Source organism: Nitrosomonas sp., assembly GCF_040240425.1.
Taxonomy (GTDB): Bacteria; Pseudomonadota; Gammaproteobacteria; order Burkholderiales; family Nitrosomonadaceae; genus Nitrosomonas.
In genome coordinates this window covers 1-23607 of record NZ_QPHG01000001.1, presented here as the reverse complement: position 1 = coordinate 23607, position 23607 = coordinate 1, and the positions used below count along the sequence as shown (strand labels likewise).

Annotated in this window: 17 protein-coding genes; 12 read left to right on the top strand and 5 right to left on the bottom strand. The window is 52.3% G+C overall.

The features are described from left to right. Window positions 1–21 precede the first annotated feature (21 nt). Both pyrE and DU481_RS00080 read left to right on the top strand, forming a co-directional pair. A complete protein-coding gene (gene pyrE / locus DU481_RS00085; RefSeq protein ID WP_350131140.1) occupies window positions 22–666 on the top strand; it encodes an orotate phosphoribosyltransferase in 645 nt (214 codons plus the stop codon). Window positions 667–770: 104 nt separating this feature from the next. Beyond that, a complete protein-coding gene (locus DU481_RS00080) occupies window positions 771–1385 on the top strand; it encodes a PEP-CTERM sorting domain-containing protein (protein WP_350131138.1) in 615 nt (204 codons plus the stop codon). Window positions 1386–1572: 187 nt separating this feature from the next. Here the strand turns inward: DU481_RS00080 and DU481_RS00075 are convergent, their stop codons facing one another. Further along, window positions 1573–1875: a HigA family addiction module antitoxin gene (locus DU481_RS00075; protein WP_292984799.1), complete on the bottom strand. Its 303-nt coding sequence runs from the start codon at window positions 1873–1875 to the stop codon at window positions 1573–1575. After that, entirely contained in the window at window positions 1875–2162 is a 288-nt protein-coding gene (locus DU481_RS00070) for a type II toxin-antitoxin system RelE/ParE family toxin (protein ID WP_350131135.1), read from the bottom strand. The genes DU481_RS00075 and DU481_RS00070 overlap by 1 nt, the downstream gene beginning before the upstream one ends. 63 nt (window positions 2163–2225) lie before the next feature. On the opposite strand from DU481_RS00070, the gene DU481_RS00065 reads away from it, so the two are divergent. The 5 genes from DU481_RS00065 to DU481_RS00045 all read left to right on the top strand — a co-directional run bounded on the left by DU481_RS00065 (window position 2226) and on the right by DU481_RS00045 (window position 9885). Beyond that, on the top strand, window positions 2226–3479 hold the full coding sequence (locus tag DU481_RS00065) for an SEFIR domain-containing protein (RefSeq protein ID WP_350131133.1): 1254 nt from the start codon (window positions 2226–2228) through the stop codon (window positions 3477–3479). Continuing rightward, window positions 3401–5131 carry an SUMF1/EgtB/PvdO family nonheme iron enzyme gene (locus DU481_RS00060; RefSeq protein WP_350131132.1) on the top strand — a complete coding sequence of 577 codons (1731 nt, stop codon included), beginning with the start codon at window positions 3401–3403 and terminating at the stop codon, window positions 5129–5131. The genes DU481_RS00065 and DU481_RS00060 overlap by 79 nt, the downstream gene beginning before the upstream one ends. Window positions 5132–5230: 99 nt before the next feature. After that, window positions 5231–5953: a hypothetical protein gene (locus DU481_RS00055; RefSeq protein WP_350131130.1), complete on the top strand. Its 723-nt coding sequence runs from the start codon at window positions 5231–5233 to the stop codon at window positions 5951–5953. A 324-nt stretch (window positions 5954–6277) separates the two neighbouring features. After that, window positions 6278–6745 carry a bacterioferritin gene (gene bfr / locus DU481_RS00050; protein WP_090317259.1) on the top strand — a complete coding sequence of 156 codons (468 nt, stop codon included), beginning with the start codon at window positions 6278–6280 and terminating at the stop codon, window positions 6743–6745. Between the two features lie 326 nt (window positions 6746–7071). Beyond that, window positions 7072–9885 carry a CHASE domain-containing protein gene (locus DU481_RS00045; protein WP_350131128.1) on the top strand — a complete coding sequence of 938 codons (2814 nt, stop codon included), beginning with the start codon at window positions 7072–7074 and terminating at the stop codon, window positions 9883–9885. A gap of 17 nt (window positions 9886–9902) precedes the next feature. On the opposite strand, the gene mepK is transcribed toward DU481_RS00045, so the two are convergent. Further along, the gene (gene mepK, locus DU481_RS00040; RefSeq protein WP_350131126.1) at window positions 9903–10508 is read right to left on the bottom strand and encodes a peptidoglycan L,D-endopeptidase MepK; all 606 of its coding nucleotides are present in this window, start codon (window positions 10506–10508) and stop codon (window positions 9903–9905) included. A gap of 50 nt (window positions 10509–10558) precedes the next feature. Beyond that, window positions 10559–12196 carry a L,D-transpeptidase family protein gene (locus tag DU481_RS00035; RefSeq protein WP_350131124.1) on the bottom strand — a complete coding sequence of 546 codons (1638 nt, stop codon included), beginning with the start codon at window positions 12194–12196 and terminating at the stop codon, window positions 10559–10561. A gap of 249 nt (window positions 12197–12445) precedes the next feature. On the opposite strand from DU481_RS00035, the gene DU481_RS00030 reads away from it, so the two are divergent. From DU481_RS00030 to DU481_RS00010, 5 genes are all read left to right on the top strand, one after another. Then, the gene (locus tag DU481_RS00030) at window positions 12446–13750 is read left to right on the top strand and encodes a M18 family aminopeptidase (protein WP_350131123.1); all 1305 of its coding nucleotides are present in this window, start codon (window positions 12446–12448) and stop codon (window positions 13748–13750) included. 444 nt (window positions 13751–14194) lie between these two features. Continuing rightward, a complete protein-coding gene (locus DU481_RS00025) occupies window positions 14195–15529 on the top strand; it encodes a SulP family inorganic anion transporter (protein ID WP_350131121.1) in 1335 nt (444 codons plus the stop codon). Window positions 15530–15666: 137 nt separating this feature from the next. Continuing rightward, window positions 15667–16350 carry a response regulator transcription factor gene (locus DU481_RS00020; protein ID WP_350131119.1) on the top strand — a complete coding sequence of 228 codons (684 nt, stop codon included), beginning with the start codon at window positions 15667–15669 and terminating at the stop codon, window positions 16348–16350. After that, window positions 16337–17620: a sensor histidine kinase gene (locus tag DU481_RS00015; protein ID WP_350131117.1), complete on the top strand. Its 1284-nt coding sequence runs from the start codon at window positions 16337–16339 to the stop codon at window positions 17618–17620. Before DU481_RS00020 ends, DU481_RS00015 begins: the two co-directional genes overlap by 14 nt. A gap of 195 nt (window positions 17621–17815) precedes the next feature. After that, entirely contained in the window at window positions 17816–18889 is a 1074-nt protein-coding gene (locus DU481_RS00010) for a hypothetical protein (protein ID WP_350131115.1), read from the top strand. A 178-nt stretch (window positions 18890–19067) separates the two neighbouring features. On the opposite strand, the gene DU481_RS00005 is transcribed toward DU481_RS00010, so the two are convergent. Continuing rightward, the coding region (locus DU481_RS00005; RefSeq protein WP_350131113.1) for a beta strand repeat-containing protein at window positions 19068–23607 on the bottom strand (4540 nt) is incomplete at its 5' end.

The window sequence follows — 23607 nt, the reverse complement described above, 5'->3', positions numbered from 1 at the left end:
TATTTCGGGATGGTTAAGTGTATGTCCGATTTCCGGCAAGCCTTCATTCAATTCGCCATCGAGCGCAACGTGCTGTGTTTTGGTGAATTTAAAACCAAAGCGGGGCGCATGTCGCCGTATTTTTTTAACGCAGGACTCTTCAACGATGGCGATGCCTTACGCAAACTCGGGCAATTTTACGCCAAAGCGATCGTCGATGCCGAGCTTCCGTTCGATACCCTGTTCGGTCCCGCTTATAAAGGTATTCCACTGGTCAGCACCATCGCTATCGCGCTAGCTGAAATGGACAAAAACTATCCATTCTGTTTCAACCGTAAGGAAGCCAAGGATCATGGCGAAGGCGGGGTGCTGGTCGGCGCGCCGATGCAAGGCCGGGTGCTGATCGTCGACGACGTTATTTCCGCCGGTACCTCGGTGCGCGAATCGGTCGAGCTGATCAAAACTGCAAGCGCAACACCCGGCGGCGTCGTCATCGCGCTCGACCGCATGGAACGCGGTACCGGCCAGCTTTCGGCGGTGCAGGAAGTGCAGCAGACGCACGGTCTGACAGTCACGCCGATCATTGATCTGGACGATTTGGTCGCTTATTTGCATCACCATCCGGAACTGGCGCAGCACTTGCAGGCGGTGCAACGCTACCGGGATCAGTACGGCGCGATTTATTAATTGCGTTTTCCGCTACCAGGTTTGACTCTGCATTCTTCTTTCGCTACATTAACTTCTTGCAACAAAGTGTTTATTTTTAAAAACTTTCCATAAGGAGTGTTTCAATGAAAAAATCACTCGTCAGTGCATCCTTGATGTTGTGTTTAGTCGGCGGTACCTCGGCGCATGCGGCGGTGACGCTGTATACCTCGCAAGCCGATTATTTGGCGGCGGTCGGAGCAACAACCAACTACATCGACTTTGCCGGATCTCCGGCGCTGACCGTCAACGGCGGCAGCTTTAGCTCGGCGGTCACGTTCGGCACCTGCGACCTCGGACTGGCAAGTTGCAGTTCCAGTGTGTTTCATAACAGCAACGCCATCACCGATACCGGCGGCGTTGCCGCACCGAATTTTGTCGCGGCGGTCGGCGGCCACTTCACCAATCCGGTGCACGCTTTTGCTTTTAACTACATCAGCGGCGGTATGGGTTCCATCGAATTGAACGGCTCGACGATCGTCCCGGTTGGCAGTACAACTTCGGGATTTGTCGGTATCGTATCGACGGACCCGATTGATGGCTTCGTTGGACTTAATTACATTTTCCCATCCACCGGCGGCCGTGACCGCTATTTCATCGACGATTTCTACATCAATCCAGTCCCGGAACCCGGTGTATGGGCGATGTTGCTTGCCGGTTTGGGCTTGCTGGGATTCCGTGATGCAAGAATTCGCGGATAGGTTTTAGTTGTTGAATCGGGTGGAGTCAGAGGTTATTAGGACGAGGTAGGACTCCACTCGTAAAGTAAAACCTTACTGGACTCCATTTCTCATAACGGTCGTTTTTATATCAGGATTGTGTTGTGTTTAACTGTTACAGGCGGTGCAGCAGTTAAGGTAAATTATTGATACCAAAGGAAGCATCGATTTAAGCGATTTCAAATTTGATTGGCTGCAAATCATCGGTATTGATTGTTTGGCGTGCTTTCCACAAATCGTAGTGATTTTGCAGCAATAACCAGCTCTCGGGCGATCTGCCCAGTACCTTGGAAAGCCGGATCGCCATTTCCGGTGAAATATCTGAAACGCCGTTGATTAACCGGTTAAAAGTACTCACTGCCACACCCAATCGCTTGGCGATTTGATTGGCGGAAATATCGCCGAACGGATCGATGTACGTTCTTTTAATCAATTCGCCGGGGTGCGGCGGGTTAAATTGCTGAATTGTCATTAGTGATAATCCTCGTAATTCACGACGTAAGCATCGCCATCCTCAAAGCGGAAAACGATGCGCCAGTTTTTATTTACATCAATGGCCCAATGGCCTTCCAATTCGCCTTTCAGTTGATGAAGCCGGTAACCAGGGATATTCATATCGTCGATAGTTACAGCAGCATGCAGAAACGCCAGCCGGTCACGGATTTTTTCGGCGTGAGCGCTTTGAATGCCCGCTGTGCTGCCGGTAGTAAAGAATTTTTCCAGTCCTTTATGTTTAAAGCTTTTGATCATATTAGGCATACACGGTATTCAAAAATTCCTTGTTATGCAATAGGTAATATTTATCGCTTACTGACCACACCTTTGACAACCCATTGGGCTTTCAGTACATTCGCCCACCATGTCCAAGTATTCATTAGCTACAGCCACGATTCCGACGCGCATCGCGAGCGGGTGCTCGGTTTATCCGAGCGCTTGCGTGCCGATGGCATTGAAACGATTCTTGACCGCTATGTCGAGCGGGGTTCACCATCGGAGGGCTGGCCGCGCTGGATGTTAAATGGATTGGATGCGGCAACGCATGTGCTATGCGTGAGCACCGAAAGCTACTACCGCCGCTTTCGCGGTCATGAACAATCGGGCAAAGGCAAAGGCGTGGATTGGGAAGGTGCGGTGATTACGCAAGAACTCTACGACACGCGCCATGTTTCCAGAAAATTCATTCCAGTGCTGTTCGATCCAACCGATGAGCTGCATATTCCGGAGCCGCTGCGGCCGCAAACTTATTATGTGTTGAATAGCGAAGCTAATTACCAAGCGCTTTACGATGCATTGTTGAATCAAAGCGGCGTCCAGCCGGGCGCCATCGGTACACCCAAATCAAAACCCCGCGCAACCGCACAGCCATCGCGCTTTGAGGCGCAATCGCCGGAAATCACGGATTATCTTAATGAATTAATTCACAGCCATTACGCCAAGCACGCGCAGCGTTATGTTGCGCTGCAAGCCACTGAGCGGCGTTCAATGTCGCTGGAGCGGGCGATGGCAACCGTCATGGATACCGATGTCATCTTGCGGGATTTCAATCTGGAACCGGCTGCACACGAAGGAGCGCAGGAAACGCAATACGGCGATGCATTGGAAGCTTACCGTGCACTGAAAAACAAGCCGGTACGCCGCTTGGCGGTATTGGGCGAACCAGGTGCTGGTAAGTCGTTTTCGTTGCAGCGCATCGCTGTGGAATACGCACAACAGGCGTTGCAAGATGCCGGTACGCCGATTCCAATGTTGCTGCCGCTGGGTTTCTGGACGCAACAGGATGAATCATTGCCCGAATTTATCACCAAGGAACTGAAATTACTCGGCACTCATTTCATCGCGTTGCGCGATCAGCGCCGGGTGGTGTTGATGCTCGACGGTCTTAACGAAATTCCGCCCGGCCAGCGTGCCGCCAAAATCGGACAAATTGAAACCCTGGCGCGTGACGAACGCTTTGCCAGCGTCATCGTCAGTTGCCGTGAAAAGGATTTCACCGGCGATTGCCGCTTGCCGTTCGACACGCTGCTGCTGCAACCGCTGAAACCGTCGCAAATCATGGCTTTTCTGCAACGCACCTGACGGTATTGACGCGGAAGCTCAGGCGGAAGAGCGCTTCTGGCAATTGGCGGGCGGGCAAGAGATCCGCGAGATTTGGGAAGTATGGCGGCAAGCCGGAGCGGACTTGGATTTTTTCTGGAGCGCCGAAAAGGTGCCTGGAGAAAATCCAAAAATTAGCGCATATACTTTCATTGCAGCAGGATAATCTATGGCGTGAAACCCGTTTCAATCCGCGCAATTTGCTCCGGCTGGCGGCGAATCCATATTTGCTGTTCATCATTACCGCGCTTCCGCAAGTGCCGCGCAACCGTGCGCAATTGTTCCAGGGATTTTTGAACAACTTGTACCGGCGAGAAAAACAAGCACGCGAAAAACGTCACGATGCGAATATTCCTATTAAGGAAACTTGGGAAGCCGAGCTGATTGCGCTCGCCGAAGCGATGCAACGCGCCGGATGCTCGGACGATGGCGCGCAGACCTCGTTGTCGCGCCATCAGTGCCCAGCCAGTTTGGCCCCGGCATTGCTCGATTTTTCCATCGACGCCAGCGTGCTGCAAGTGGAAAACGATGCGGTCCGCTTTAGCCACCAACTGTTGCAAGAATACCTCGCCAGCCGTTTTCTACTTGATGCCAGCCACACCGGTAATCAATCGGCACACACATTCTGGCCGCAAGTCGCATGGTGGAGGCGTAGCGGATGGGAAGTGGTAGCGGAAATTGCCGCCGAATCGTGCGGCGACGAACGCGATACCCAAATCCGCCTAATCGCATGGCTGGCGCAAGCCAATCCGGAAGTTGCCTGCACGGTTTGGCGGTATTTGGGCAAAATCGATTTGCCGCACACTGTGCTGACTGGCATCTCCAACCATTGGTTATCGCGCATGACGGACATGGCACTGGAACCAGATGCATTCGCACGTGCCGCTATCGGCCGCGCACTGGGGTTGCTTGGCTTGGATGCGCGCAAAGGCATCGGCGTGAGTGCAGATGGTGTGCCCGATATCGATTGGGTAAAAATGCCATCCGCTCCGTTTATTTATCAGGATGACCCGCATTCGCCGCTGCCGGCGTTTTATATCGCCCGCTATCCGGTAACCAACGCGCAGTTTCAAGCGTTCATCGACGCCGGCGGCTATGCAAACGATGCTTGGTGGCAAGGTTTGACACGTCGTTTCGATGCGCCGCTAACGCCGGAATGGCATGAACCCAATGTGCCGCGGGAAACCGTCAGTTGGTTTGAGGCAATCGCTTTTTGCCGCTGGTTGAGTGTGCAGCTCGGATTTGCGGTGACATTGCCGACCGAGCAGCAATGGGAACGTGCCGCACGAGGCGCCGAAGGGTCGCAATATCCGTGGGGAAATGAATTCCAGCGAGATTTAGTCAATTGCTATTTTTCAATCGGCAGAACTTCCGCACCGGGTATCTATCCGCATGGCGCAGCGCCGGAAGGTGTCATGGATCTGACGGGCAATGTCTGGGAATGGTGTCTAAACGAATATTCGGCGCCGGAAAAGTGCCAGTTATCAGGAAATGTTGCCCGCGTGGTGCGCGGTGGTTCCTGGCTCATTGTTTCGGACTTCGTGCACGTGTCGGTACGCAACTACCCCCGCCGCTCGAGCCGTCGCGACAACGATGTCGGTTTCCGGGTGCTGTGCGAGTCCCCCATCGGCTAGCAGTTCGCGGCCAAGCTGAACGGCTTTTTTGCGGCACTTGTGGCGAAGCAGCAAGTGCCATCAAGTAAAGGATGTTAAACGTTTGTTGAGGTATCTTATATGTTAAAACTTCATCGATTGCTCATCACCATTGCTTTCCTATCCGGTTGCGCAACATTCCAACAGGACACCACCACTGCTTACACCAGCGCAGTCGACGACGCCGCAATTGCAGAACAGACCGAGATCAGCGACCAGTTATTCGCCATCAATTCAGCGAATCAAGCATTGCGATGGCAGGATAGCAAAGTGTTGGTGGTGACGTGGAAAAGCAAGTCGTCGTTCGACGCGAACTTCAAAAACCAAAGCCAAACTTCACCGCAGGAGAAGTATGTGACTTGGGTGACGGCTGCGCCACAGTTGCAGGCGTTTTGCCAGGATTTTGTCAAAAATAATCCGCATGGAGATCTCAATCAACGCTTGAAACAATATCTGGGACTTAATGCCGATTGGCATTACGAGGTGTTTGTCGAGTTGTGGGTTGATCCCGCAGATGTGTTCCGACCTTGTGTCGATCCGGAAATTGACGATGGCAGTTGTCAGCTCAAATTTGCCGAAGACAAAGTTCCCGCGGTGAAGAACATCGCCGATTATCCGGCTTTCTACAAGAATCTCTATTTCAATGATTTCCGCTACCGTCCCGGCGTGCCATGGACTGGCTTGGGTTACACCTACGATTGGGGTAATCCGGCAAGCCGAGTCGGTGCGAGTGAGTATATTCTCAGTCCAAACTCACCTTATCAAATCGAGCGGGTCGTGGAAACGGCCGAATATTGCCGCTAAGTTTTGCGTTTGATGTGGGCCATGTTTCCCGGGTAGGCGTCGATCATCTGGGATTTTCGGTGTGCTCGTTTTTGAATCCGGTCAGTTTCTTTGAATCGCGGTGCATAATCACTGACCAAGTTCCTTTTGCTTCCCTTGCCGGTCACATATATATAATGATAACGGTATCAAGAATTATTATCGTTTTTAATCAATAATTTGTTGTTGTTTTTGTGGTTTGTGGCTCGTATAATGCCGGGTGTTTGCAAAATACATCACGGCTCTTGTGCGCTGCGAAATCTGTCAAGAGCTGCCTGTCACCCAATAGCGTAGAGGAGCACCATCATGAAAGGCAATCCCAAAATTATCGATTTGCTGAATAAACTGCTGGCCGAGGAACTTACGGCCATAGATCAATATTTCGCCCATTCGCGCATGTATGAAGATTGGGGATTCAACAAGCTGTATGAACGTATCGATCACGAAATGAACGATGAAAAGCAGCATGCCGATCATTTGATCAAACGGATTTTGCTGCTCGAAGGCGTACCAGTGATCGGTAACCGCAGCCCGTTACGGATTGGCCGGGATGTGCCCGAGATGCTGCAGAACGATCTGACGTTGGAGCGTTCGGTGATCAGCGCATTACGCGATGCCATCGCGATTTGCGAACAGGAACGCGATTATCAAACGCGGGAAATTCTCGAGAATCTATTGGCCGAAACCGAGGAAGATCACGCGCATTGGCTGGAGCAGCAATTGGGATTGATCAACCGGGTAGGGCTACAGAATTATTTGCAATCGCAAATGTGATTGTGGATGTATCGCTCATGCCGCCAGGAATGGACTGTGTCATGAGCGATCACTTCAAGCCGGTCTCGTACTCACGAAATCACGATCGGCCAGGATTCTCCCGGTAGCCTGAACAATAGATCCGTCAACCGGCTACCGGTTGTTGCAAAGAATACCCTCTGAAGCTTGTCATTGCCTCCGGAATCAGAAAAACGCATTCCGGGGTACGATTCCGCATATAATCACAACGTTAGTGCAGCTTAATCCGTGCTCGGCCGGATCAATCCTCTTCTATAACCAATTTTATTTGCATGCTGGATCAGACCCGAACATCAACTGGAGTGTCTTTGAAGATCATACGGCACAATGCTTATGCGGCTACCGGTTATGCCCTGTTAGGCTTCCTTGGGTTGTTGCTCGCGATTCCGCCGGGTTACGCGAGTCCGGTGTTTCCGGCCGCTGGCTTGGCGCTGGCGCTGACACTGATGTTGGGTTATCGCGTGTTACCGGGCATCTGGATCGGTTCGATGGGACTCAATATCTGGGTCGCATGGAGTCATAACACGCTCACGCAGGATAGCGTCCTGATCGCCGCGTTTTTAGGCGTGGGCGCAATGCTGCAAGCGGCCATTGGAGTTTGGCTCGTGCACCGGTATATCAAGGATCGCTGGCAAACTTTGATGCGGGAACAAGAGATCTTCGCCTTTTTTCTGCTGGGCGGCCCGTTGTCTTGCGTGATTTCGGTCAGTATCGCGCACCTGACGTTGTTTTTTTTCGGTGCTATCCATGCCGACGATATCACTTGGTCGTGGTGGAACTGGTGGGCTGGCGATACCTTCGGGGTGCTCGTTTTCGCACCGCTGTTGCTGGCTTTCTTCGGCAAGCAATCCTGCTGGAAAACACGGAAGATCGTTATTGCTCCCATTATGCTGATTCTGGTGGTGCTGATCGTGACCGGATTCGTTAGCACATCGAAACTCGAAAGCAGACAACAGCACGCCGAAATTCAAAGTATCGGGCAAAACATTGCTTTCCTATTACAGGAGCGTTTCAACGCCTACAACGAAACGCTATCGGCATTGCGGCGTTTGGCCGAGCTGAATCCGGCGATGAGCTACCAGCAATTCGATTACTTTACGCAAGAAATATTACAGGAATCTCATGGTATTGCAGGACTAAGCTACAATTATTTCGTGCGTGACCGGGACCGGCAACACTTCGAGCAGACTCAACCCGGAAGTATTCCCGGGAAACCATTCCATATAACCGAAATGGACGCGCAGGGTGAAATAACCGTGGCTAGTAAGCGTCCGGAGTATATCGTCGTGACTTATATCACGCCGCTTGGAAGCAATCAAAGAGCGATCGGTTACGACATTTATTCCAATCCCATCCGGGCAGAAGCTATTGATCGCGCCCGGCATTCCGGCCAGCCAGCGGCCACCGGTTTGATCAATCTGGTGCAGGATCAACATAATAAAGCCGGCATATTGGTACTGCATCCCGCTTACCGCCAGAATTTTGATCAAAGCGGTCCGCAACATTCAGCGGAATTTATCGGTTTTGTGGTGGGGGCCTTGAAAATTCTCGATATGGTCAAATCCGCTACTGGCAGCATCGCAACGCCAGGTATTGTGTTTCAATTGCGCGATTCTGCCGGGCAACGCGACAGTCAACTGTTATTCGGTTCAGCGCCCGGGGTTGCAGCAGATCCTCATTTTGATTGGAGGACAACATTGATGATGGCCGATCGCAGCTGGGAATTAGTTATCTTCCCCGATGCGCAATGGCTGAGTGCGCACCGGCCATGGCAGGCTTGGGCGCTGTGCTTCGCCGGGTTGCTCGTGGCCAGCATGCTGCAAATGCTGATGCTAGTCACCACGGGCCGGACCCTGCTGATTCAGGAAACCGTCGATGAGCAGACGGCGCAATTGCGTGCGAACAGCGAAGCGCTACGGCAGGCGATGGTCGCGGCAGAATCGGCAAATTTAGCCAAGAGCCAGTTTTTGGCCACGATGTCCCATGAAATCCGGACGCCGCTGAATGGCGTTCTGGGCATGGCCTACCTGCTCCAAAAGCCGGATATCAAAGACAACGAGCGATTGGATTATGCCCGGGTGATCATCACTTCCGGAAACAATTTGCTGGTCATACTCAACGATATCCTTGACTTGTCCAAAATCGAGGCCGGACAGATCAAATTGGAAAATCATGTTTTTGATCCCGGGCAACTGCTGCTGGAGACGGCGGCGCTATTTGCCGAGAGCGCCAATACGAAAGGACTGGCACTGGATGTGTCATGGCACGGAGAACCGCACATGCGTTACTGCTCGGACTCGTTCAGAATAAGCCAGATGCTGGCCAATCTGGTCAACAATGCCATCAAGTTTACGCCGCAAGGTTTCGTGCGTATCGAAGCACGCGAACTTAGAAATGCATCCGCGGAAACCTTGTTGGAGTTTACGGTGACCGATAGCGGCATTGGCATTCCCGCGGACAAGCACGATAAATTGTTTAAACCGTTTTCCCAAGTGGATGCCTCGACCACCCGTCAATACGGCGGTACCGGTCTTGGTTTGTCCATCGTGCACCACTTGGCACAATTGCTGGGAGGCAGTGTTGGCGTCGAAAGTCAGGAAGGTAAGGGCGCGAGAATATGGTTCCGGGTCCGTGCTACCCCGGCCAGCGTTGGTGATGCAAGCAATCCTGCCGCGAGCGATACCCGCATTACCGGCGAAGTACCGGTAAGAACAGCTTCTCCGCAAGCCGGGGTGATTTTAGTGGCTGAGGATAATGCGATCAGCCGCACAGTCATCGTTGCTTTATTGGAGAAACAAGGATTCCGCTGCAAAGTTGTTGAGAATGGCCAGGAAGCGGTGAATGCGGTCATGCAGGGAATGCAACCGGCGCTTGTGCTGATGGATTGCGAAATGCCGGTGATGAACGGGTATCAAGCGACGGAGAAAATTCGTCAATGGGAACGGGAAACCGGAAAAGCACACCTGCCTATCATTGCCTTGACTGCAAATGCCTTCGAGGATAACCGTCAGCGGTGCTTTGCCGCAGGTATGGATGATTTTCTTGCCAAACCCGTTAATATGAATTTGTTAGTGGTGGCCCTGAATAAGTGGGCCAATCGGCACACCGGCTCCAGCCGCTAAAAAGATTATTCAATCCGTTACCAGTAACGGAAATTTCCCGTATCCAAGTGAATAAAGTTGGAAGAAGGATAATAACCGACGCCACCGGCTTGCAGCGACATGGCAGCAGAGCGGATATCGGAGAGTTTGCGGCCCGGCAGGCGGATGTCGATGGCTTTACCGTGCGTATGCATGCTGTTTTTGGCAACGCCGCCGCTTTGTTCGGCCAGTTTGGCGTTAGTGGCAGGTGAACGGTAGGCGGAAATGACGTGGAATTCTTGCCGGGTGCCTAAGCGGTGTTGCAGTAAATAGAGTAAGTCGAACAGATCGGGATCGATAGAACGCCGGTCGCCGGTGCGGTGATCGCGCAATACATAATTGATCGCGCGCATGCCTTCCGGAATATAGCGGCCATTGGCCCAAAACAAGGCTTGTGTGCGTTCGCCGGTATGTAAATTAAGGAAACTGAGCTTCTTTTCAAACGGTCTTCTGATCGCTGCATGTGCGGTCGATGCTGCCATGGGTAGCGCCAGTGCGGCGCATGCGCCTAATCCTGCACGTAAAAAACGGCGGCGGCTTAATTCGGGTGTTTGTTCTGATTCTGATTTTGATGAGTTTGCTTGATTGAATAAACTTCGTATCATCGGCTGTTTTCTCCCTGAAAATCTTGCGAATGTGTGCGAATAATCAATTGCTACCAGCGAGCATAACGCAAAGTGCTTGAATCCCGGTCATAAATATCGGGGTAAAAATGTACTAATTTGTCCGGCCCATTAGCCAAGGCCGTAATATACACTAAGTAAATCGGCAGTGGTTTAGGTAAATGTGTGGTGATGGTTTTGTCGCCTTCCATATTTTCCGTGAATTTTTCCCATAAACTTTCTTTGTTCAAAGCGAAAGCCGCCAATTCCAACGGCTTTTCCAGCCGGATGCAGCCGGAGCTGAACGTGCGGATATCTCTTTGGAACAGCGATTTGGACGGCGTATCGTGTAGATAGATATCGAAAGAATTGGCGAACATGAACTTAAGCCGACCCAGCGCATTGTGCTTGCCGGGGTCCTGGCGCAGGACATAAGGGAATCCTCGCTTGAAGCTATGCCAGTCGATGGTGTCCGGGTCGATGGGTTCGCCGTTGCGGTTATTGCCGGGATAAATTTTGAAACCGGCGCTGCTGAAATAGCTCGGGTCGCTTTGCTGCTTCGGTAGCAGATCCTTGACCGCAATGCTGACCGGAACATTCCAATAGGGATTGATTACCATGTGCGATAACGCGCCATTGAAACTGGGCGTGCTGCGGTAATCGCGCCCGACGATGATGCGCATATCTAGCACTTGCTCGTCGTTTTCAAACGCGGAAAGCTTGAAACCGGCGGTATTGACCAGCAAATAGCGTGCGCCCAGATTTCTCGGCAGCCAGCGCAAGCGCTCCATGTTGATGCGTAGCTGGCGGATTTTCCAGGTCAGCGGCCGGTTCAAGGCGCGGAGCGTGTTTTTGCCGATCACGCCGTCGCTGTTCAAACCATGCTGCGCTTGAAAGGCCTTGACCGCTGTCACCAGCTCGTGATCGTAGTGCTGGTTCCCGCTGGCGGCGATGTGATATTCGGCAACGCCATCGGCCGCATACGCTTGCACCATGCGCTGGCGGATCAAGGGAATGTGCGGATGTGTGTCGCCCGGCCGTATCGAGGGTGAAGTGGGAATATGAATCCATTCGGTGTGATTACCGGCAAGCTGGCGGTAGTGCGCCAATGTCTGTTTGAGCGACTGATAACTGGGATTCTTCGGGGATAACTCATCGATCGCGGGTTGCAAGCGGTCTTTCTTGAGTGCTTCCTGCAAGAACGCGACGGCATCGAAAGTGCGCTGTGGAATGTGCCAATCCTTGTCAGCCGCAGCGGCCGTCAAATGACCGCGCGCCAAATCCCGCGCCAGCATCAGCACGGCATGCGTCGTCAGCACTTCCAGCTCGACTGCCGTGGATGAAGATTGTCCGGCGTGATGCTGCAATTGCTGCAAATGTTGCAGTTGATAATCTTCGCTATCCAGCCCTTCGGTTTCCGCATTGGCGATGAACGTTAACGCCGTTTCGAGCAAAGACGATGCCGGGTTTGCCGTGACCCATACCGGCTGAGAATTCCGTGCGGTATAGAATCGCTGCAAGTCGGCAAGCTCGTTTTTGCTCAGCGAAAGCGACGCGGGTTTTGCGAGTTGCCGTTCGATTGCTTTCGCATCCGCGATCAGCGCGAGGGTAATCGATGGATTGAACAGAAGAAACAAACAGCAGAGAAATTGGAAATGCGGTAAGAATAGTTTATTTTGAAAGCGGCGCACGCAGCGGTTCCTTTGCTGAACAGTGTGATTAAATGGATTGCCGGAATTTTATCATCAATGCCGTACGGTCATGTATGTGCCTGAAAGGTGGAATCACCTTTTATTTTCTGCTTTGCGCGGTGTGAAAATCTGATCTATTGGATTGTGCAGCTGCATCATTGACGGAGTCTGCACCTTTCCGTATATTTTTCCCGCAACAGAAACAGTTTCCCGTTTCCCTGAATAAATCATTGAGAAAAAATACCAATCATGACAGCTAAACAACACGTGCAGCATTTGCTGGATTTCATCGACCAAAGCCCAAGTCCCTGGCATGCGGTGGCTACGGTCGAGGCGGCGATTCAAAAGTTTCAGTTCGTGCGCCTCGATGAAACCGCCAAATGGTCATTGCAAGCGGGCGGGCGCTATTACGTGGTGCGCGACGATTCGTCGATTGTGCTGTTTGTGGTGGGACATAAAGCACCCGCCGAATCGGGGTTCAAGATCGTCGGCGCGCATACCGATTCGCCGGGATTCCGCATCCGGCCGAATGCGGCGACCGTGAACGACGGTCTGGCCCGGCTTGGCGTTGAAATTTATGGCGGGCCGATTCTCGCGACCTTTGCCGACCGCGATCTGAGTTTGGCTGGACGGATCAGTTACATCGACGAGCAAGGAAATCTCGCTTATAAGCAGGTGCGCTTCGACCGGCCGCTGCTGCGCTTGCCGAATCTGGCGATACACATGAATCGTGGTGTCAACGAGGACGGCTTGAAATTGCACAAGCAGAACGAATTGCCGCTGCTGTTCGCGCAGTTGACCGGCGGCCAGCTACCGAAACCTTACTTTCTGCAACTGCTGGAACAAGCGGCAGGCATTAACGCTGCGCAAATACGGTCGTGGGATCTGGCAGTTTATGACACGCAAAAGGGCGCATTCTGGGGTGCAAACGAGGAATTTTACGCCGACAGCCAGATCGACAACCTGGCTTCCTGTCACGCCGCATTGCAAGCCATGCTGGACGACAGCGTGCTGGATTCCGCGCAAAGTACGCTGGTGTGCGCGTTTTTCGACCACGAGGAAATCGGCAGTGAAAGTCACATCGGCGCGGGCGGCAGCTTTCTGGCCGACGTGTTGCAGCGCATCGGCATCGCAACGTCAGCGGAACGCGAAGACACGGCGCGCGCAATGGCGCAGAGTTTTCTGATCAGCGCGGACATGGCGCATGCTTACCAGCCGAATTTTCCCGCCGCGTATGACGCCGATCACCGGGTTTTCGTCAACAAAGGCCCGGTGATCAAATCCAACGCCAACCGCCGCTACAGCTCCGAAAGTGTCTCGATCGCGTATTTCATCCAATGGTGCGAAGAAGCCGGTGTTCCCCATCAACGCTACTCGCACCGCAGCGACCTGCCGTGCGGCAGCACCATCGGCCCGATCGCTTCGGCGAAACTCGGCATCCGCAGCGTCGACATCGGCTGCCCGATGTGGGCCATGCACAGCGTGCGCGAAAGCGCCGGTGTGCAGGATCATGGTTATATGATCAAAGTGTTGAGGCAGTTTTTTAGCGATTAGGCGCGGCCATTATTTCGGGGTGTCATGCTCTTTTCAAGGCGCCCGCAATCCATTGTTGTGAGCGTGCTTGCATGGCAAATGCGTATCAGCTATCGCGCTAGTTCCAGCGCTGTGGGCATCGTTCACAACTCCAGAGCAAGTATCGCAACAATGGTGTGATTCGTTTGTTGCTGCTGTAGTCTGACTTGCTTTCTAAGTATCTTTGTCCTTAGGAAAGTGTGAATATCGGAAGGCAACAAGGAATATCAGTCTATTTTGGAATTTTCTTAACAAAGTTTTAACAGAGATTTTACGAAAATTTTATATCAATTAAGATATAAATAGCCTATCAAGGCAATAGAGTTTATTACCGGCAATAAGTAAGAGGAGAATTACTCAATGGAGTCTCGAACATTAAATCTCTTGTTGTCCATTGTCATTTAATTTTGTTGGGGGGAATAGTTTATGAAATCGCAAACAATAGAGAAGTCGTTGCCAGGCGAACAAACAGCTACTGCAGCCAAGAAAGCCGGCTCCGCCGCTTTTCAATCGCAATACCTGTTACGCGATACTGCAGCAGGTTTTATTACCGGTGCAATGGCGATTCCACTAACGGTCGGTATCGCGATCATGTCCGATTACCCAATCAAAGTGGGGCTGGCGACGGTCGCTTTTGCTTCCTTCATTGGCTGGATCAATGCCTGGTTCAAGCCAGGTAACTACATCGGTTCACCGGGTATCGCTGCGGGTTTGGCGCCAGTGCTGGCAATGGGCGTTGCCACTTTTGGCTGGGAAAATATGGCGTTTTGTATTTTTCTGACGGCGATCATGCAAGCAATTATCTGGAAATTTAATTGGCAACGGTATCTACTGGTTGCCGTTCCGGTTTATCTGGTTGAAGGGTTGCTGGCCGGCGTGGGATTAAAAATATTGCTGAAGTTTTCGGAATTTACTTATGAAATTTCAGATACGCTGGTTACCGAGGAATTCTGGAATAGTGCGCGTATTCAAATGGTAGCGATCTCAGGTGCGGGGCTTGCAGTATTTTTATTGCTATTCTCCAGATTTAAGAACACGCAACCTGCCATTCCCTATTTCGTGCTCATTGTCGGCGGTGTTATTTTGGCTCAGTTTGTCAATGTGCCGATGCTTTTTGTGCAGGATGTCGATCTTCATTTGCGCTTACCATTGCCGCAAGCGGATGTATCTTTCTTGATGCTGGCTTATATGGTGCTATTTTGTGCCATGCTGGCGATTGTTGACGTCATCGAACAGGTCATGAGTAATGCGGCGATCGAGAAAATCGATCCATTACAGCGCAAAACCAATAGCAATAATAGCTTGCTGGCTATCTGGATTGCCAATCTGGGATCCAGCTTCTTTCATGGCATGACCAATTTGGACGGTTTGGCTAAAAGCACTACGAATAAGCTCGCCGGAGCAATGACCAAGTTTTCCGTTTTGATCATTGGGTCAGTGGTTTGCTTCTTTACCTTCAATACTCATTATCTTAACTATTTGCCCAAGTTCTCGCTGGCAGCGATCATGATGTTTACCGGGTATAAAATGATTGCCGGATTGGTGCATGTGACGCATTATGGTCCTTATGCGGTGGTGCTTTCTTTTTTAACCGCGGGGTTGGTCTATAAAGTGGGTATTTTTGAAGGTTTGCTGATTGCGATGGTATTACACGGCATCATTCATTTTATGGTGTTTACCAAACATGACAACTTGCCAGGCAAAACGGTCGTTAAGCGGTACTTTGATAATCTAAAGAAAGATGGCAGCAATCTGCAGTAACATTTCGTTGTTATTTTCTTAAGAATCAGCGTACAAGGGGTGGACTATCAAATCCGCTCCTCGTTGGCTGGGCGATGCGAAGCTGCTTGCCGGGAGCCTAATTAATTCTTCTGGATTTTATTGGGTAAGGATGCGTCATGAAAGTGCTTGTCATAGAAGATAACCAAGATATCGCTGCCAGTATTCGTGATTATCTGGAGAACTTAAACTACTCAGTCGACATAGCCAGCGACGGTATGACTGGATTGAATCTGGCTATTACGAAAGATTATTGCGTGATCATTCTGGATCTCGGGTTACCGGATATCGATGGCATTGATATTTGCTACCGGATTCGCCATGACGCACACCGCTCAATTCCGGTGCTCATGTTGACTGCCAGAGGTTTACTGGAGAATAAATTACAAGGTTTTGAATCAGGCGCGGATGATTACTTGGTCAAGCCTTTTTCCTTGAAAGAGCTCGCAGCGCGGATCAAAGTATTATCGGAACGCATTGGCCGTGTGCCGGATTCACGATTACAGATCGGCGATCTCACGCTCGATGCGAGCACTCACGAAGTCTATCGCGCGGGCAAGCGGATAGAACTCAGCTCGTCATTATTCCGGTTACTCATGTATCTGATGCAGAATCCGCACCGCGTCATTGCCAGGGAAGAATTGGAACGTGTCGTTTGGCAGGATCATCTACCAGACAGCGATGTGTTGCGAACCCAGCTTTTTAATCTTCGGCAGCTCATTGACCGGCCGTTTGATCAGCCGCTTTTGCATACGGTACGCGGTTTCGGGTTCAAGATTACGGACAGGAATGCAGAAGACTAAGCGGCTGAGCCGCAGCATTATCCTGTCGTTTCTATTACTGGGTACCGTGATCACACTGTTACTTGGTTTGAGTCTGGTCGCTGCATTGAAAACAGTTGAAATCAACATACTCGATGAAATACTGCATGCCGAGCTTAAACGGTTCCAGCAGCAAGGCAATGACGCACAGAAATCCGGATTCTCGCATTCACGCTCAACCATCGTCATTTATTCCGCACTGCCGGACGAAACGGACACCATTCCGGAATACCTGCGTAAGCTACCTCGCGGCATTCACGATGTAACATACAATGGCCGGGACTATCGCGTGCTGGTCGAGGATATCGGTGATGCGCGTTATGCCATCAAATTTGACGACACCAGCATCCATAAGCGTGAACTTGAATTCATCCGTCTCGTTGGATTGTGTGCATTCATTACCTTGCTGATTGCGTTTATCTTTGGCTGGAGAATGGCGCATTATGTGACCAGCCCCATCAGGCGGCTGGCCTATCAAGTGATGGCGTTTAAGAATCAACCTGGCGAGGTTCTTGATTTATCCGAATTTGGCAATGACGAGATAGGGGTTCTGGCGCACAAACTGCAGCATTATCATCAGCAATTACAGCAACTGCTGAGCCGCGAGAAAGAGTTTGCCAGCAACGTCAGTCATGAGTTACGAACACCCGTTACCAGCATCAGTATGGCGGCGGAGGTACTGGCGACTAAAAAGGATTTGTCTGCGGCGGAAAATGAGCGGATTCAGCGCATTCAACGCGCTGCCGGAGAGATGTCCGAGCTGATCGAAACTTTCTTGATATTGGCGCAGATTCATAACGAGCCGACGGATATTGGCACGCATGAAATGGGGCCTATCGTCCGCAAAGTGATCGAGCAGCAACGGGTGTGGCTGGGCAATAAGCCGGTTGAAGTTGTTGTCGAGGAGAATGGCCGGTTAGCCGTATCCGCGCCTTCCGGTATCCTGAGCGTCTTAGTCGCCAATCTGGTGCGCAATGCATTCCGTTATACCGAGCGGGGCAGTGTCGTGGTGACGCTGGGACCCGATCAATTAACCGTTACCGATACCGGTGTGGGTATCGATCCCGGGATGCAAGCGCAAATGTTTAAAGGATACGCGGTATACCATCCCAACAACTCGGATAGAGTCAGGCTGGGTCTGTCCATCGTTCAGCGCATCTGCGAGCATTACAACTGGACTATTTCGGTTGAAAGCACAAAGGGGCAAGGTAGCCGGTTTACGGTTAAGGGCTTCGGAAGAGAAAGGGGTTAGATATAATCCTAATAAAGCTGAAAGATAATAAAATCATGGAGATCTTTCGGAATTGACACTCGCGCCGGAAAACGGCTATGTCGTTTCCAACCCTGAAACCGGCACGGCTACAGAAAGTGAGACTGTGGACGAAAATTGGTTTTCCATTTGTACGATAGTATTAGTGATCGCGTTTTAATTTAAACAGGAACTTTTATGTTTGCTGAGAATGAAGAAGTTATAAGAGCTTTTCTTCGAGAAGCTTCAACCAAACAGTTTGAAGATCCGGAAGTACAAATGGCATTAAATTTTTCTGTTGAAATTATTAAATTAATAAACGGAAATGCAAGTGATTGGGACAAGGAATGTCAATTTAACATTAGGTACATAGGAGCAAGTTTTATTAGTGGACTTCGGAACTTTGGAAACGAGAAAGATATACAGCGTGAAATTAACTCAATATTAGATTCAAGTTATCGGTTTCTACTTGAATACGATTTTAATCATTACAGGCTGATTGATTCTTTTACAGAAACTAGTAATTTGAAATTCAGAATTCGTGAGTGGAAGATGAGTTCGTTTGGAGGTGAACAACTCTCACAGTTTATATATGCATCTTATGGGATGCCTGCTGATATGATTCGGGAATGGTTATCAAATCCTGACATAGTTGCATTCAAGAAATTCGAACAATCAGTAGCGAAAGCAACCAAGCTTTATGAAGATTGGAATAAAGAATTTTTAATAAAGGAAGCGCGCATTGCTGAATTGAAAGAGAAGCTTGATGAATATCAAACTGGTTTCAATTTTGTCGGGCTTCATCAGGGATTTTCAAACCTTGCTAATAAAAAAATAAGTGAATCTAAAAACTTAAGTAGATTACTGATTGTTATCGGGGTTCTGATTCTTTTACCAATATGCAGCGAATTGGTTTTTGTTTTATTGAAAATCTTTTCTGGAGAAGTGATGGATTTGAATCACCTCATTTTTCTGATTCCACTTATATCGCTTGAAATTATTTTGATCTATTTTTTTAGAGTGGTGTTACTGAATTATCGCTCGGTAAAAGCCCAAATATTGCAAATTGAATTGAGGCAGACACTCTGTGAATTTATACAAAGTTATGCTGATTATTCTTCAGCAATAAAGGAAAAAGATAAAGAAGCACTTAATAAATTTGAAAATCTGATTTTTAGTGGTGTGTTGTCAGATCCCGAGAAATTGCCTAGTACGTTTGACGGTCTTGAGCAAATTGCCACCATAATTAAAAATATTAAAGGCACTTCATAATTGCGTTTTTCCATTTATCACCTGAGCCATTCGCTCGGTTAAAAAGAACAGATTTACTGCTCCGGCCATTTGACGCCTCCACCGCTTTTCCCTATAGCCAACAGGAAGCATTCTTCCCGACGTAGTTTCAATTGCCCTCCATCAGGAGGCCGACCTCGAAAACGTTTTCCAATGCCCGCTATATCCAGCCTTCCAGCAGCATCACGCTGCCGGTTAGATGGGCTGCGGCTTCTTCGCTTTGCGCGATTTCAACCGTGAGCCAGTTGCGGTCGATTTCGTTGTTTTCCAGCCGGGCCAATTGCATACTGAGTTCGTCATCCGTTACCGCGCGGCCCAGGGTATGGTTGTAAATCGTCTCGATATAGCCGGTATCGGACAGTTCCCGTAAACCGGCGCGCTGCTGAAACCAGTCCAGAATCGCATCCGCATCGTAAGGCTGTTGCAGTGTTTCGCGGCCGAGCTGCCATTCCGCCGCGGTGGCATCGCGTCCAAAGAAACTGTGCGCCAGGCGCGCGAGGATGGCTTCGACCGGATCGTGCGCGATCACGGTCGTTTCGCCGCTGTTGAACGCAATCGCTTCGGCGTTTCTGACATCGAGCATGGCACCATCGCTTAAGCGGGTTAATTGCAAATAATCCCCCGCCATTTCCAAATGCACATCGCCGCGATCCCCGGTCATGCGCAAGGTGTCGTGTCCCGCACCGCCATCAGCGCGCAACGCCAGTCCCAGCGGTAAATAGCCTTCATCGTTGGCGCTGCCGGTGCCGGCATCGCGTACGGTATCGAGCCGGATGATCGCCGGATCATCCGCCAGGCCGGCGAGCAATTCATCACCGGATTTGTCTTGTAATCCCAGTTCGATGGTTTCCGGCAAGCTGCGGAAAGCGGCAAGAATACCTCCGGTATCGACGCCGGTCCAATTTTGGATGCCGCTGCCTTCCGCAACCGTCAAATCCCGGCCTAGCCAGGTTTTTGCCAGATGATGCGCGACAGCTTCCGCTTCGGAATAGGCGGCCGCAATCGTTTCGCCACCGGAGAATTCGATCAATTCAACATCGGTCAGAGTATCGGTTTCACCCGCCGCGTTGGTTAGTGTGACTTGCGTACCGGCGATGGCGATACGGTAATCGGCCGGTTGTCCGTCCTGAACGGCGCGGTCGAAGCCGAAACCGCCGTTCAAGCGGTCGCTGCCGCTGCCGCCGTTCAATTGGTCGTTGCCTGCGCCGCCGAAAACGATGTCCTGCCCGGCGTCGCCCGAGGTGCGATCGTCCCCGCCGAGGCTGCCGACTGTGTCGTTGCCGCCGCCGCCGGATAGCGTGTCGTCGTCCGCGCCGAGGACGATGAACTGATCCTGATCGTCGCCCGCGGCGAAATTTTGTCCGCTGCCGCCAGTCACCCGCACAGCGCCGACGATCGATGCGAATGCAACATTGTCCAGTTGAATAACGGTGCCGGGAGGCAGCTGCCGCGCGTCGATTACCAGCAGGTTGCCGGTTGTGCCAGCGTCTGCCGGACTGCCGATGAGAATCGGCAATGCTGGCGGTTGATCGCCGGTAACGCTTGGTGTGATGGTATAGACGCTGACCGGATCGCTGCCGGGTAGTTGCGTTAAGAATTGCCGTGCTTGCGCCGCCAAACCGCTGGCCGCGTTACTGCTCAATCCGTCGATTTGCGCCAGCGCGGCAATCGCGCTTGCTTCGGCTTGCGCCAAGCCCAGCGCCGCCGGCCGTCCGGTGACAGTCAATCCGGCGCCGGTTGGCAGGCTGACCGTCAACATAGAATTGCCCGCCGCATCCGACGCCAGCGGAATATCCGCGTGATTGCGGAATAACGAATCAGGATCCTCCTGCCGGGAGGACTCGATGGTAGAAACGACGGTGACGACAGTGCCGTCCGCTTGAGTCGTTGCCGTGGTGGCCGCGCCGTCGATCGTTGTGGTGGTTGTGCCACCTCCACCACCGCCACCGCCACCGCCACCGCCACCGCCACCACCACCACCACCACCACCTCCACCTGAAGTAGTGGGGATCGATACGGTAATGCCGTTGCCGCTGGTATCGGCAATCGCGACTGCGGCGTCGGCGCCCGTTGCCCAATCCTCAGCAGCGCCTAGATTGTAGGCTGTCGCATCGGTGGATGCTGTGCCTGTCTTGTTGAGCAGCAGATTGACCGCGGTCTTGTCGATGCTGCTCAATGTTACGGTGAATGCCGTGCCGGAAGTGATCTCGACATCGGCGGTATCGGTCAAGGTATAGGTTGCGCCGCCTTCGCCGGTGAAGGTGAATTTTGAGGCATCGATATCGTTCGCCGCGCCATTCAGCTTCAAGAAGCCAGTACCGGTGACCGCCAATGCGCCGGTGCTGGCGTCGTACGTGGCGGAGGTGATCGCGGGTGCTGCGACATTCGAAACGGTGATGCCGTTGCCGGTGGCGTCGGCGGTATCGCCGCTAGTGGCATTGGTGTTCCAGTCATCCGCTGCTGCTAGGTTGTAGGTGGTCGCGCCGGTGGAAGCGGTGCCGTTCTTGTTGGCGATTTGATTGATGGCGGCTTTGTCGGTGGCGCTCAGGGTGATCGTGAATGCTGTGCCCGAGCTGATCTCGACATCGGCGCTATCGGTCAATGTGTAAGTGGAGCCGCCTTCCCCGGTGAAGGTGAGCTTCGACGCATCGATGTCGGCTCCGCTGCCGTTGGCTTGCAGATTGGTGCCAGTTACGGCCAGCGATCCGGACGAGGCATCGTAAGTGGCCGAGGTGATGCCCGGACTGGTTGATACCGTGACCGCATTGACGGTATCGCTGATATCGGTAGCGGTATCGGCGGCGCTCAACCAATGATCGGCAGCCGCCAGATTGTAGGTCGAACCGCCGGAAGACGCCGTTCCGGTTTGATCCAGTAAGGCGCCGACGGCGGTTTTGTCCGCTCCCGATAAAGTAACGCTGAACGACGTGCTGGAAGTAATTTCAACATCCGATGCGCTGGTGATGGTGTAGGTGGCGCTTGCGGTTCCGCCGGTCAATGTTAGCGTGGAAATATCGATGTCGTTGCTGGCGCCGGTCTTTTTGAAAAGATTGCTGCCGGTAACAACCAGAATGCCGGTATCGGAATCGTAAGTGGCCGACGTGATCGATGGCGTTTGCACATTGCTGACGGTGATGCCGTTGCCGGTGAGGTCGGCAACCGCGGCCGAAGCTGCGCTGCCGGCCATCCAATCTTCAGCCGCCGCGATATTGTAGGTCGTGGCGCTGGAAGACGTTGTGCCGTTCTTGTTCAACAATCCGTGTACCGCCAACTGGTCGTCCGCATTGAGCGTGACGCTGAAGGCAGTGGCCGACGTCACGTCGACAGCCGAAGAAGTCAGCGTATAACTGCCACCTTCACCCGTCAGCGTCAGCAGTGAAACTGTCACATCGTTACTGGTGCCGCTGTTGGCAACGAAGTTGGTGCCGGTGACGGTCAGGATATTGGTGCTGGCATCAAACGTGGCGGAGGTAATCGCGGGTGCGGTGTAATTGCTGACGGTAATGCCGTTGCCGGTGGTGTCGGCGACTGCGACGGCGCTGTCCGCGCCTGCCGCCCAATCCTCGGCGCCAGCCAGATTATAGGTGGTGCTGCCGGCCGATGATGTACCGTCTTTATTCAGCAGCGCCTCGACGTTGATCAAGTCCGCGCCGGTCAAGGTCACTGTGAATGACGTGCCGGATGTGATTTCTACATCGGTTGCCGTGGTCAGCGTGTAGGTTGCGCCGCCTTCGCCGGTGAAAGTCAGCTTGGATAAATCGATATCGTTGGTTGCGCCGCTCATTTGCAAGAAGCCAGTGCCGGTCACGGTTAGCATATTGCTGTTGTAATCGTAGGTAGCGGACGTGATTACCGGTGCCGCGACGCTGGATGCGGTGATGCCGTTACCGGTGGTATCGGCGATGACGGCGGCGGCATCCGCACCGGCGGCCCAGTCTTCCGCCGCAGCCAGATTGTAGGTGGTGCCGCCGGTGGAGGAGGTACCGTTCTTGTTGACGATCTGGTTAATGGCGGCTTTGTCGGTGCTGCTCAATGTTACGGTGAATGCCGTGCCGGAGGTGATCTCGACATCGGCGGTATCGGTCAAGGTATAGGTTGCGCCGCCTTCGCCGGTGAAGGTGAATTTTGAGGCATCGATATCGTTCGCCGCGCCATTCAGCTTCAAGAAGCCAGTGCCGGTGACCGCCAATGCGCCGGTGCTGGCGTCGTACGTGGCGGAGGTGATCGCGGGTGCTGCGACATTCGAAACGGTGATGCCGTTGCCGGTGGTATCGGCGATGACGGCGGCGGCATCCGCACCGGCAGCCCAGTCTTCCGCCGCAGCCAAGTTGTAGGTGGTGCCGCCGGTGGAGCTGGTGCCGTTCTTGTTGACGATCTGGTTAATGGCGGCTTTGTCGGTCGCGCTCAACGTGATGCTGAATGCTGTGCCGGAGGTGATTTCGACATTGGCGGAATCGGTCAGTGTATAAGTATCGCCGCCTTCGCCGGTAAACGTGAATTTGGATGCGACGATGTCGTTGGCAGCGCCGCTGGCTTTCAGCAAGCCACTGCCAGTGACTGCCAATGCGCCGGTGCTGGCGTCGTACGTGGCGGAGGTGATCGCGGGTGCTGCAACATTCGAGACGGTGATGCCGTTGCCGGTGGTATCGGCGGTGACGGCAGCGGCATCCGCACCGGCAGCCCAGTCTTCCGCCGCAGCC